Origin of the sequence: Mesorhizobium robiniae, from assembly GCF_040545535.1 — a bacterium.
Lineage (GTDB): Bacteria > Pseudomonadota > Alphaproteobacteria > Rhizobiales > Rhizobiaceae > Mesorhizobium > Mesorhizobium robiniae.
Genome location: NZ_JBEPMC010000002.1, coordinates 452,721 through 465,303, shown reverse-complemented (window position 1 = coordinate 465,303; position 12,583 = coordinate 452,721). Strand labels below are relative to the sequence as shown.

General features: G+C 63.1%; 7 protein-coding genes. 6 read left to right on the top strand and 1 reads right to left on the bottom strand.

The window, feature by feature from the left end; all coding sequences use genetic code 11:
- Positions 1 to 149: 149 nt before the first annotated feature.
- Positions 150 to 4,085, bottom strand: coding sequence for a peptidoglycan-binding protein (locus tag ABID19_RS06600; RefSeq protein ID WP_354488991.1), 3,936 nt, complete (start codon positions 4,083 to 4,085; stop codon positions 150 to 152).
- Positions 4,086 to 4,573: 488 nt separating this feature from the next.
- Here ABID19_RS06600 and ABID19_RS06595 point away from each other — a divergent pair, with 488 nt between their 5' ends.
- The 6 genes from ABID19_RS06595 to ABID19_RS06570 all read left to right on the top strand — a co-directional run bounded on the left by ABID19_RS06595 (position 4,574) and on the right by ABID19_RS06570 (position 12,575).
- The gene (locus tag ABID19_RS06595; protein ID WP_354489486.1) at positions 4,574 to 5,035 is read left to right on the top strand and encodes a MerR family transcriptional regulator; all 462 of its coding nucleotides are present in this window, start codon (positions 4,574 to 4,576) and stop codon (positions 5,033 to 5,035) included.
- 308 nt (positions 5,036 to 5,343) lie between these two features.
- A complete protein-coding gene (locus tag ABID19_RS06590) occupies positions 5,344 to 7,140 on the top strand; it encodes an acyl-CoA dehydrogenase (RefSeq protein WP_354488989.1) in 1,797 nt (598 codons plus the stop codon).
- A 54-nt stretch (positions 7,141 to 7,194) separates the two neighbouring features.
- Positions 7,195 to 8,367, top strand: a complete 1,173-nt coding sequence (locus ABID19_RS06585; RefSeq protein ID WP_354488987.1) for an acyl-CoA dehydrogenase family protein — start codon at positions 7,195 to 7,197, stop codon at positions 8,365 to 8,367.
- A 32-nt stretch (positions 8,368 to 8,399) separates the two neighbouring features.
- Positions 8,400 to 9,608 carry an acetyl-CoA C-acetyltransferase gene (locus ABID19_RS06580; protein WP_354488985.1) on the top strand — a complete coding sequence of 403 codons (1,209 nt, stop codon included), beginning with the start codon at positions 8,400 to 8,402 and terminating at the stop codon, positions 9,606 to 9,608.
- 14 nt (positions 9,609 to 9,622) lie between these two features.
- Entirely contained in the window at positions 9,623 to 11,842 is a 2,220-nt protein-coding gene (locus tag ABID19_RS06575) for a 3-hydroxyacyl-CoA dehydrogenase NAD-binding domain-containing protein (RefSeq protein ID WP_354488983.1), read from the top strand.
- An 82-nt stretch (positions 11,843 to 11,924) separates the two neighbouring features.
- The gene (locus ABID19_RS06570) at positions 11,925 to 12,575 is read left to right on the top strand and encodes a S24 family peptidase (RefSeq protein ID WP_352933900.1); all 651 of its coding nucleotides are present in this window, start codon (positions 11,925 to 11,927) and stop codon (positions 12,573 to 12,575) included.
- Positions 12,576 to 12,583: the final 8 nt, after the last annotated feature.

The following is a 12,583-nucleotide window of genomic DNA, read 5'->3' as shown; positions in this document are numbered from 1 at the left end:
GCGGGCATTTTTGCGCCAAAAAGCTAAATTGTTCTTGCGCTGGCAGGACGGCGAAGTCAAACCCCGCCGTACAGCCGAAACAAAAAACAACTCAATCAGTTAACAGGCAAATGTGTGGCAAGGGCATCGTGTAAACGACGCATCTGCCGTTATTTGCGCGCAAGCAGCGCCTTGACCAGCTTTTCGTCGACCGTACCGGTCGCCTTCATGTCGTTGTCGGTCTGGAAAGCCATGATGGCGTCCTTGGTTTTCTGGCCCATCACGCCATCGGCATTGCCGGCCTCATAGCCGTTCTTATTGAGGATACGTTGGATGTTCTGAACGGCCTTCTTCATGTCGACGCTGGCGGTCGTCTGCGGCGTGCCGTCCTGCCACGATTCGGGAATGTCGGCCGAATTGGCCGCAGGATCGAGCGGCTTCGCCTTCCACAGTTCGGTCGCGCCGCGCGCACGTTCGAGTTGATCGGGCCTGAGCGCCTTGGCGATCTCGTCACGCTTTGCCGCCGCATCCTTGTCGCCGGTCTTGGCGACGAGCGCGAACCATTTGTAGGATTCTTCGAGATTCTGCTTCATGCCGACGCCCTTCGCCGCCAGGATGCCGAGATTGAACTGGCTGTCCTTGACGCCGAGATCGGCGGCGGCCTGGAACCAGTGCGCGGCCGAATCATTGTCGGTCACGCCGTCCGCCGCCATAGCGAACAGCACGGCGAGATTGTGCATGGCGCTGGCGTTGCCCTGCTCGGCGGCGAGCTGGTACCAGGTCTTCGCTTTCTTGATGTCGCGCGCGACGCCGATGCCCTTCTCATAGAAATTGCCGATGCGGTATTCCGCCGGTGCGAAGCCGAGTTCGGCTGATCTCTCGTACCATTTGGCGGCCGCTGCCATGTCTTGCTTGACGCCGCGCGATTCGGCGTAACGCGAGCCGATTTCGAACAGCGCCTTGGCGTCGCTGTCGGCCGCTGCGTCACGCAATGCAGCCGGACCGGCATCGGCTGGGATGTCGATCTTGGCAGTGGGCGCGGCCGTCGAAGCATCCGCGGGCGTGACCGTGCCGGTCCTCTCCTGGGTCGCCGGCGTGGCGACCAGCGCTGTAGCCATTGGCGCGGTGTTTGAAGGCGCAGGGGCCCCAGGTGTCGATGCTGCTGCGTCTGCCGGATCGGGCGATGCAGCTGAAGCCATGGGCGCAGGAACAGGCTCGGTCTCGGGTCCGGTGTCCATCGGCGTTTCGGCGCCCGACGGCGCGGCGAGGGCGGTCCGGGCTGGGATATCGTCCTCGGCTATCGGTTCGGAAGGCTCCGCCTGCCGGACGACGCGGTCCGGCGCACTGTCCTGCACGACAGTTTGTGCGTCCGTCTTCGGCTCGCTGGCAGTACCGGCCGACGCGGTTTCCGCTGGCTGCGCGGCCACGATCGACACCGCATCGTTGCCGGCCACTTCGATGGGATCGGAGAAAAAGGCCTTGCCCAGCTGCAGGCCGGCAAGCGCCAGCATGACCGCGGCGGCGGCCATCAGGATCGGCTTGCGCCGCGCCTTGAGCAGGTCGCCGATCCTGAGCGCCTTCACCGGGCCGCTTGTCGTCGATTGCCGCTTGAGAGCCTCGGCCTCGGCAGCGGCCGCTTGCGCTGCGCGCCTGGCCGCGGCGATGAAGTCGGATTTCGATGCATCGGCATTGCCGGTCCTGACCGGCGGTCCGCGTTCGTCGCGTACACGTTTCATGATGGCGTTCAGATCGGGTGGGCCGGAGCCGGGCTCCAGCGGCCGGTTGGCAATCTTCGGATCCAGGGGTTCGTCGAGATCGGCACTCGGTATCTCGACTTCAGGAGCGGAGCCGGAAAGCGGTGGAACGTCTGGCTCTTTCTTGCCTTTGAAGGCGCGTGCCAGTCCGCCGAGCATCGACTTCCGGCCGCCGGTCTGCTCGCGTCTGTCCGTGATCGTGTCCGAGCCAAGCGCCGCCATTGCCGCGGCCGCAGCGGCTTCGGCCGGTGTGCGCGTGCCCGGTTCGCTACGCGAGCCTGGCTCATTGCGCATGATGGCAGCGGCACGACTGTCGAGGTCGGCCATGTCGCCCGTCAGCGGCAATGGCTGGTCGATATCCATCGATGGCGCGTCCCGGACCGCGATCTTGGAGGCTCGTGCCGCCCGCGCGCGCTCTGGCGCGGCAGCCTTCGTAAACTCGCTCGCGGCTTCGGTCGGTTCGCCGGTCTCTAGCGAACCCAGTCGGTCAACGATTTTGAGCAGCGTGTCGTGGATAGCCTCGAAGGTCCTCGAATTGCGCTCGTCGGAACGGCGCGTCAGGGCTTCGAGCGTCTTCAGATCCTGGGCGAGGCCAGAAACGGCCGTCGTGTTGGCACTGGAGCCGGCCAGCGAACGCACAGCGCTCTCGGCTGCTTCGCGCGCCGCGCTGAGGATGGAATCGCGGGTGCCAGCCAGCGACTTTTCGATTTCGTTGAGACGCGGGCTGATGTCCTCGAATTCCGGCAGTGGCGTGCCGGGCTTCGAAAGATGCGCCGACAGACCCGCAACCTGCGCTTCCAGGCTGCGGATCAGGGCCGGGTCGATGCCGGCGACTTGCGCCGCGGATGAATCCAGCCGGCTTGAAATGTCTTCGAGCCGGCTTTCCAGGCCACGAATCGCCGCTTCGCCTGCGAGATCGGGAACGCGCGTCTCCATGCGCTTGGCCAGCGCATCGAAGCGGGCGTCGATGGCGTCCATGATGCCGGACCCTTCGATCTGCGGCATGCGTTGGTCCAGCCTGTCGGCGACTTCGTCGAGCCGGCGCTCGAGATCGCGAAACAGCATGTTGCCTTGTTCGATCGCGTCGCCGTGGCGGCGCTCCATCATGCCGGACAGCACGTCGAAACGCTGTTCCAGCCCCTGGAAGATGTAATCGGCGTCCGGCATGGCAGGCGCGCGGTCGATCTTGTCGGCGATGAGCGCGATCTGCCTGTCGAGACGCTCCATCGCCTGTTCCGGCAGCTTGGCCCTGCCGGCGAGCTCGTCCACCCGGCTCGACAGCATATTGAGGCGGTCGATGACCTCGCCATCGGGGTGAACCTGCGTAACTTCCTCGATCTGTTGGGCAAGCGAGGCAATCCGCGTCTCGATGCGTTCGAAGAGTTCGGGATCGAATGAATTGGACTGCGCGGCGACCGTCGAGGCGACGATGGCGCGGGATATTTCGTCCAGCCGCTCGTCGATCATGCCGAATGTGCCGCTGCCGCGGCTGTCCTGCTGCCTGGCGAAATGATCGACGGCGCCGGCAAGAGTGCGGACCTTCTCTTCAAGCGACCGCAACGACAGCGATTCCGGCAGATTGTTGACGGCATTGCTGATCTGTTCGAGCCGGTCGGTCAGCATCGCAAGGCCGGGTGCATCGGACCGCTTGCGCTGATCGGCATCGACACGATCCTCGAACGCGGTCCAGCGGCGGTCGAAATCGTCCCAGCGGCGGCCGACCGCCTGCACGCTCTCCTCGCGCGCCAGCGTGTCGAGCGCGGCCTTGACCTGCTCCAACTCGAGCCGGAGCATGTTGACGCTTCTGTCGTCGCTCTTTTCGGCCAGAGTCTGGATCGCGCCGGAAAGCCGCTCGAACTCGACGGCCAGCTCGGCGCTGCCTTTGCCGCCGCCAGACTGGCCGCCCGGCTGATTGCTTGCCTGAAAAGCCCGCTCGATGTCCCTGCGCAGCGCCTCGAATTCGCGCTGCAGGCCGGTGGTCATCTGGTGGCGCAGTTCCTCGCGCAAGCCGCGCAATTCTCCGGCGATCTTGCCGACCACGGCAACGCTGTCTTCTTGGCCGCGCACGCGGTCGATGTCGCGGGCGATCGCCTGGTAATTCTGGTCGAAAGCAGCCGGCGCCGGGCTATGCGGCGGCTGCGCGGGGCGCGGATCATCATAGGGCCGTGCGCTGGCATAGCGCGGCTCCGCGCCCGGCCGGCGCGGATCGGGACGCTCGCTCATGTCCTCGCGCGTCCGCTCCAGCCGCTGCTCCAGGGTTTCCAGGGAGCGGTTGAGCTGTTCAAGCGTGGTGTGCGGCCTGCGCTGCCTGCCGGCGTTGAGTGTATCGAGATAGGACCGCTTGCTGTTCATCGATGCGCCCGTTCAGAATTACTGGTCCGTCTAATCTCTGGCTTATGACCAGTTTCCCAAGTCCTGCCGGAAACGAAGGCGGCCGCGGCTTTGCTGCGGTGGAAGGCGATCTTCCCGGGTTTCACCCGCGCTCCGAAAAACCGTGAAAAATTCGCTACAGGATAAACACGGGTCACCGACATGCGCACATTTCGCCCAACGTGGTAAACAACGCGTTAACCAAGCTTAAGAAGTTGCAACGTTGTGTTGGTGGACCCCTAAAGCGCCGAGCTGTTGCGCTGGCGGATGCGGCATAAAGTTCCGCCCATACAACACCCTTGCGTCGTGAGGCGGCTATCGATATAGAATTGACGTAAACGTAAAGGTGCACAGACCGTGCCGTTTGCGATTTGTTTGTTGAAACCACGACTGGAAGCATGCCCCTGCTTCCACTCAGGCGACGCTTGGTCCGGGACCGCGGCGCCACCAGACGGGGAAAGCCAGTGACCATGAAACTTGTTTCGCCCGGCGAAGCCGCGGCCAATACCAATGACATGTCTGATCAAGCCCGCGAGGATTTTGTCCGCATCGGCGAGATGGCCAAGAAATACGGAGTAACGCTGCGCACGCTGCGTTTCTACGAGGACAAGGGCCTCCTCAATCCGCAGCGCGACGGCTCGACCCGTCTTTACACGCGCCGCGACAAGGCGCGTCTGAAGCTGATCCTGCTCGGTCGCAAGGTCGGGTTTTCGCTGCGCGACGTCAAGCAGATGATGGACCTTTATGACCCGACCGGTTCCAACACCAAGCAGTTGCGGCTGGCGCTCGACAAGTCGGAGAAGCAGCTTGCCCGCTTGCAGAAGCAGCGGGCGTTGATCGACGACGCCATCAACGAGTTGAGCAACTCGATGGCGGCAGTGCGTCAGATGCTAAGCGAACGTTCCGCGCTCCAGGCCAGCGCCGCCAGATAGTTCGGCTTCGCCGGCTTCCGGCAACGTCCTTCTGGCGAGTGAGAGCCGCGCGGCCTTGGCTGCGAGGCTGTTTCCGCTGTCTCCCGGCCGCGTTGGAAGAATACGTTCCAATCGTTGCCACTGGCTTCAATGGCGTAGCACCGCTACGCTCACGGGCGAGACGCCGGGAAAATTTGCCGCAGCAAAAGATTGACGTTTACGCAAACGTCAACTTTTGCTATTCCGAGCCCAGTAGTGCTCCGCATGCTGTCCCCGACATGATTTTGGGGCCTGATTTCGGGGCTAAGGCCGCATGGTGGAGGAAACGCATGCCGATCTACAGGGCGCCGGTCCAGGACACGCTGTTCGTGCTGAACGAGGTGCTTGGGTACCAACGCTACTCCAATCTTTCCGGATTTTCCGACGCGACGCCGGATGTGGTCGAAGCCATCCTCGCCGAGGGCGCCAAGCTCGCCGAAAACGTCATGCAACCGCTCAACCGCGTCGGCGACATGGAGGGTTGCGTGCGCCATGACGACGGTTTGGTGACGACGCCGAAAGGCTTCAAGGAAGCCTTCGACCAGTACCGCGAGGGCGGTTGGATGGGGCTGGCCGCACCGGTCGAATTTGGCGGCCAGGGCCTGCCCTACGCGGTGCATACGGCTGTTTCCGAGTATATGATTTCGGCCAACATGTCGCTGATGATGTATCCCGGCCTAACGCAGGGCGCGATCGCGGCCATCATTACCCATGGCACCGACGAGCAGAAGGCGACATGGCTGCCAAAGCTGGTCGAAGGCGTCTGGACCGGCACTATGAACCTGACCGAACCGCATTGCGGTACCGATCTCGGGCTGCTGCGCAGCAAGGCGGTTCCCAACGGCGACGGCACCTACAGGATTTCAGGCCAGAAGATCTTCATCTCGGCCGGCGAGCACGACATGTCCGCCAACATCGTCCACCTGGTGCTCGCCCGCATCGAGGGCGCACCGGAGGGCGTGAAAGGCATCTCGCTGTTCATCGTACCGAAATTCAAGCTCGATGCAGCAGGCAATCCGGGTGAGAAGAACACCGTCTCCTGCGGCTCGATTGAAGAGAAGATGGGCATCCATGGCAATTCGACCTGCGTCATGAACTATGACGAGGCGCAAGGGGTGCTGCTCGGCCAGGCCAATGGCGGGCTGAAGGCCATGTTCACGATGATGAACGAGGCCCGGCTCGGCGTTGGCCTGCAAGGGCTTTCGCTGTCGGAGGTCGCATATCAGAACGCTGTATCTTACGCCAAGGATCGCCTGCAGGGTCGCTCGCTGTCCGGGCCGAAGGCGCCGGACAAGAAAGCCGACCCGATTATCGTTCATCCCGATATCCGCCGCAGCCTGATGACGATGAAGGCCTTCAACGAGGCCGGTCGCGCCCTGGCGCTGTGGACGGCGATCAAGTCGGACATTGCCCACCGCTCGGACGACGACAACGACCGCCAGGCTGCCGACGACTACACCGGGTTGATGACGCCGGTGATCAAGGGCGTGCTCACCGACAAGGGCTTCGACCACGCTGTGATGGCGCAGCAAGTGTTCGGCGGCCACGGCTATATCGAAGAGCACGGCATGAGCCAGTTCGTGCGCGATGCCCGAATCGCGATGATTTATGAGGGCGCCAACGGCATCCAGGCGCTCGACCTCGTCGGCCGCAAGCTCGGCCTGAATGGCGGTCGCGCCGTGCAGGCCTTCTTCAAGGAGGTCGGCGAATTCTGCGAGGAAAACCGCGCTGATGAGAAGATGGCGCCCTTCACCAAGGCGCTGAAGAAGGGTCTCAACGATCTGCAGGCGGCGACGATGTGGCTGATGCAGAACGGCATGGCCAAGCCCGACAACGCCGGTGCCGCCTCGACCGACTACATGCATCTCTTCGGCCTTGTGGCGCTGGGCTACATGTGGGCGCAGATGGCCAAGGCAGCCGGGGCGAAATTGGCGAATGGTGCCGATAGTTCTTCGGCCTTCTACGACAGCAAGCTGGTGACGGCGCGCTTCTTCATGGAGCGGATCATGCCGGAGACGTCGGCGCATCTCGCCCGCATCTCCAGCGGCGCCGATACGTTGATGGCACTGCCGGCGGAAGCGTTCTAAGTTCGACGGGGTCGGTACATCAGGCCCTTAATCTGTCGATACGCGGAGGAAATCGTGGCGACAAATCCTGCCGAAGTGCTTGCTTTACCCAAACCCGCCTGGGCTGCGGACGAGGTCGGCATGCTCTACGACATGGCGCACCGCTTCATGTCGGAAGAGATCGCGCCGCGCTATGACGAGTTCGAGAAGAATGAGATGGTCGACCGCGAGTGCTGGCTAAAGGCGGGTGCGGCCGGCCTGCTCTGCGCATCGATGCCGGAGGAATATGGGGGTTCGGGCGGGACATTCGCGCATGAGAGCGCCATCATCGAGGCGATCGGTCATGTCGGCGTCGACGGTTTTGGCATCGGCCTGCACAATTCGATCGTCGCCCCTTACATCCTCCACTACGGTTCGGAAGAGCAGAAGAAGAAGTGGCTGCCGAAACTGGCGACCGGAGAGCTGATCGGCGCCATCGCCATGACCGAGCCCGGCGCCGGCTCCGACCTGCAGGGCGTCAAGACGCGAGCCGAGAAGGATGGCAACCAGTACAAGGTCAACGGCTCGAAGACTTTCATCACCAATGGCCAGCTCGCCAACTTCATCATCGTCGTTACCAAGACCGACCCGGACAAGGGCGCCAAGGGAACTTCGCTGATCGTCGTCGAGACCGACGAGGTGGAAGGGTTCGAGCGCGGCCGCAACCTCGACAAGATCGGGCTCAAGGCCAACGACACGTCGGAACTGTTCTTCAACGATATGCGCGTGCCGACCTCCAATCTGCTCGGCCACGAGGAAGGCCAGGGCTTTGTTCAGCTGATGCAGCAATTGCCGCAGGAGCGGCTGCAGATCGGCACCGGCGCTATTGCGATGGTCGAGCGGGCGCTGGCGTTGACCATCGATTACGTCAAGGAGCGCAAGGCCTTCGGCAAGGCGATCATCGATTTCCAGAATACCCAGTTCAAGCTGGCCGAACTGAAGACCGAGGCGACCATCGGCCGCGTCTTCTACAATGACTGCGTCGCCCGCCACATCGATGGCGGCCTCGACCCGGTCACGGCCTCGATGGCCAAATACTGGCTTTCCGACCTGCAGGGAAAAGTCGTCGACGAATGCCTTCAATTGCATGGCGGCTATGGCTACATGAATGAGTACCCGATCGCCCGTATGTTCCGCGACGCCCGCGTCCAGCGCATCTACGGCGGCACCAACGAGATCATGAAATTGCTGATCGGGCGCTCTCTCTGAGCGACTTTTCAGCAAACCCAAGGAGCAGGAAAATGGCCGAAGCTTACGTCTATGACGCCGTGCGCACGCCGCGCGGCAGGGGCAAGAAGGATGGCTCGCTGCACGAAGTGCCGGCGGTGCGGCTCGGCGCCAAGGTGCTCGAAGCGATCCGCGACCGCAACGGGCTGGACACCGGCTCCGTCGACGACATCATCTTCGGCTGCGTCGATCCGGTCGGTGAGGCCGGTTCTGTCATTCCGCGCGCTGCCGCCTTCGAGGCCGGCTATGCGACCACGGCGCCCGGCATGCAGATCTCACGCTTCTGCGCCTCGGGCCTGGACGCCATCAATTTCGGCGCCGCCAAGATCGCGCAAGGTGCCGACGAGATCGTGATTGCCGGCGGCGTCGAATCGATGTCGCGCGTCGGCATGGGCGCATCCGGCGGCGCCTGGTTCATGGACCCTTCGGTTGGCCTGCCAGGCTGGTTCGTTCCGCAAGGCATTTCGGCCGATCTGATCGCCACCAAATACGGCTTTTCGCGCGACGACGTCGACGCCTATGCGGTCGAGAGCCAGAAGCGCGCCGCCAAGGCCTGGGGCGAGGGCCGCTTCAAGAATTCGGTGATCTCGATCAAGGACCAGAATGGTCTGACCATCCTCGACCATGACGAGCATATGCGGCCTTCGACCGACATGCAGTCGCTGGCGGCACTCAACCCGTCCTTCGTCATGCCCGGCGAAATGGGCGGCTTCGATGCCGTCGCGGTGCAGAAGCACCCCGAGGTGGAGGAGGTCAACCACGTCCATCACGCCGGCAATTCGTCTGGCATCGTCGACGGCGCGGCGGCCGTTCTGCTCGGGTCCAAGAAGGCTGGAAAGACGCTCGGCCTGAAGCCGCGCGCACGCATCCGCGCATTCGCCAATATCGGCTCGGAACCGGTGCTGATGCTGACCGGTCCGGTCGACGTGACCGAGAAGCTGCTGAAGCGCGCCAAAATGAAGCTGACGGACATCGACTTGTTCGAGCTCAACGAGGCTTTCGCCTCGGTGGTGCTGCGCTACATGCAGGCTTTCGACATTTCGCACGACAGGATCAACGTCAATGGCGGCGCCATTGCCATGGGCCATCCGCTCGGCGCCACCGGCGCGATGATCTTCGGCACGGTGCTGGACGAACTGGAGCGCCGGAACCTGAACACCGCGCTGGTCACGCTCTGCATCGGCGCCGGCATGGGTACCGCAACGATCATCGAACGCGTCTGACGGGAGAGAGACCGATGAGCTACACCAATTTCACCCTTGACACCGACGCAGACGGCATCGCGCTGATCACCTGGGATATGCCCGACCGGTCGATGAACGTCTTCACCGAAGACGCGATGCTGGAACTAAACGCCATCGTCGACAAGGTGGCGAGCGACGCGGCGATAAAGGGGGCGGTGATCACCTCCGGCAAGGACACGTTTTCCGGCGGTGCCGACATCACCATGCTGCAGAAGATGCTGTCGAAGTTCGCAGCCGACAAAGCCAGGGACCTGGAAAAGGCGACCAAGGCGCTGTTCGACAATGCCGGCTATATGACCGGCCTGTTCCGCAAGCTAGAGACTTCAGGCAAGCCGTGGGTATCGGCGATCAACGGCACCTGCATGGGCGGCGCGTTCGAGCTGTCGCTCGCCTGCCACGGCCGTGTCGCAGCCGATTCCGACAAGGTCAAGATGGCGCTCCCCGAAGTGAAGATCGGCATCTTCCCGGGCGCTGGCGGCACCCAGCGGGTGCCACGGCTGACCGACCAGCAGCAGGCGCTGCAGATGCTGACCTCCGGCCAGACGCTGTCGCCGCAGAAGGCCAAGTCGATGGGCCTGATCCATGAGATCGCCGAGCCGCAAAAGCTGGTCGAGACCGCCAAGGCCATGATCAAAAATGGTTTGAAGCCGGTGGCGCCGTGGGACGAGAAGGGCTTCAAGCTGCCCGGCGGCCCGGTCTATTCGGTGGCCGGCGCCAATCTGTGGCCGCCGGCAATCGCTATCCTGCGTCGCGAGACCTATGGCAACTATCCTGCTGCCGCTGCCATCCTGAAATGCGTCTATGAAGGCCTGCTGGTCCCATTCGACACCGCCCTTCGCATCGAGCAGCGTTATTTCACCGAGATCATGCAGACCAGGGAAGCGGCGGCGATGATCCGCTCGCTGTTCGTCTCGCTGCAGGAACTGAACAAGGGCGCGCGCCGCCCGGCCGGCGTGCCGGAAACCAAGTTCAAGAAGATCGGCGTGCTCGGCGCCGGCTTCATGGGCGCCGGCATCGCCTATGTCACGGCCAAGGCCGGCATTCCGGTGGTGCTGCTCGACCGCGATACGGAAGCTGCCGCCAAGGGCAAGGCGCATTCGGACAACCTGATCTCGGATCAGGTCAGGAAAGGCCGCGCCAAGCCGGAGGACAAGGACAGACTGCTGTCGCTGATCACGCCGACGGCGGACTATGCCGATCTTGCCGGCTGCGACCTGGTGGTCGAGGCGGTGTTCGAGGATTCAGGCGTCAAGAAGGACGCTACCGAAAAGGCAGAGGCCGTGCTGAAGCCGTCGGCGGTCTTTGCATCGAACACCTCCACCATCCCGATCACATCGCTGGCGAAGAATTCGGCGCGGCCGAAGAATTTCATCGGCATCCATTTCTTCTCTCCGGTCGACAAGATGATGCTGGTCGAGATCATTTTGGGCAAGAAGACGGGCGACAAGGCGCTGGCCACCGCTATGGATTTCGTCCGCGCCATCAAGAAGACGCCGATCGTCGTCAATGACACGCGCGGCTTCTACGTCAACCGCTGCGTGCTGCGCTACATGTCGGAAGCCTACAAGATGCTGATCGAGGGCGTTCCGGCGCCGATGATCGAGAATGCGGCGAAGGCCGCCGGCATGCCGGTCGGTCCTTTGGCGCTCACCGACGAAACGGCGATCGACCTTGCCCAGAAGATCATGAAGCAGACCATGCGCGATCTCGGCGAAAAGGCGGTCGACCCGAAGCAGATGGCGCTGATCAACACGCTGGTCGATACGCATGGCCGTTTCGGCCGCAAGAACGGCAAGGGTTTTTACGACTATCCGCAAAAGCCTGCCAAGAAGAAGCTGTGGCCGGGGCTGAAGGATCTCTATCCGCAGTTGGCACCCGAAAAAGTCGACTACGAGGAACTGAAGCAGCGGCTCCTGGTCACCATCGCGCTGGAGGCGGTGCGGGTGATGGAGGAGGGCATCGTCACCGATCCGCGCGAAGCCGATGTCGGCTCGATCCTCGCCTTCGGCTTCGCGCCCTTCACCGGCGGCGTGCTGTCCTACATCGACGGCTTCGGTGCGAAGAAATTCGTCAAGATCGCCAAGGGTCTGCAGAAGAAGTACGGAGCCGAGTTCAAGGCGCCCAAGCTCCTGCTCGACATGGCGGAGAAGGGCGAGACCTTTTATCAGCGCTTCGATCCCTACGCGAAGGGCGAGGTGAAGAAGGCGGCATGACGCCGCCTTCGGTGGTGGACAAAATCTCGGCCACCGGTTAGAACGGGGAAGGTATTTTTTCCTGTTCTGAAGGAGAGCGAAAGTGCTCTCGCATGATCGCGTATGGGCCGCTATCGACGCTCTCGCCGAGCGCTATTCGCTCTCGGCGTCGGGGCTGGCGAAGCGCGCGGGCCTCGATTCGACTGCCTTCAACAAGTCGAAGCGGCTGTCCTCGGACGGGCGACCGCGCTGGCCGTCGACCGAATCGCTGGCCAAGATCATCGAGGCGACGGGCGCCTCGCTCGACGAATTCACGGGATTGGTCGAGGGCCGGGGCAAGCCCGGGCTCGGATCCCTGCCCGCGCAGAGGTCTTCCGTGCCGCTGCTCGGCTTCGCCCAGGCCGGCGCCGGCGGCTTCTTCGACGATGCCGGCTTTCCGGCGGGGCAGGGCTGGGACCTGATCGAGCTTCCGGCACAGGCGACCGAAACCTCCTATGCGCTGCAGGTCCAGGGCGATTCCATGCTGCCACTCTACCGCGACGGCGACGTCCTGATCGTCGAGCCGGGCGCCGCCACCCGCAAGGGCGACCGGGTCGTCGTCAAGACCAATGCCGGCGAGGTGATGGCCAAGGTCTTGGACCGTCAGACGGCCAAGTCGATCATGCTGGTCTCGCTCAATCCTGATCACCCCGACCGCGACATCCCAATGCGTGATGTCGAATGGGTGGCGCGGATTGTCTGGGCAAGCCAGTAGGGGCCGCC

Coding starts and splice junctions, on each gene's coding strand:
- ABID19_RS06595 (WP_354489486.1), top strand. CDS start 4,574: ATGAAACTTGTTTCGCCCGGCGAAGCCGCGGCCAATACCAATGACATG.
- ABID19_RS06580 (WP_354488985.1), top strand. CDS start 8,400: ATGGCCGAAGCTTACGTCTATGACGCCGTGCGCACGCCGCGCGGCAGG.
- ABID19_RS06600 (WP_354488991.1), bottom strand. CDS start 4,085: ATGAACAGCAAGCGGTCCTATCTCGATACACTCAACGCCGGCAGGCAG.
- ABID19_RS06575 (WP_354488983.1), top strand. CDS start 9,623: ATGAGCTACACCAATTTCACCCTTGACACCGACGCAGACGGCATCGCG.
- ABID19_RS06590 (WP_354488989.1), top strand. CDS start 5,344: ATGCCGATCTACAGGGCGCCGGTCCAGGACACGCTGTTCGTGCTGAAC.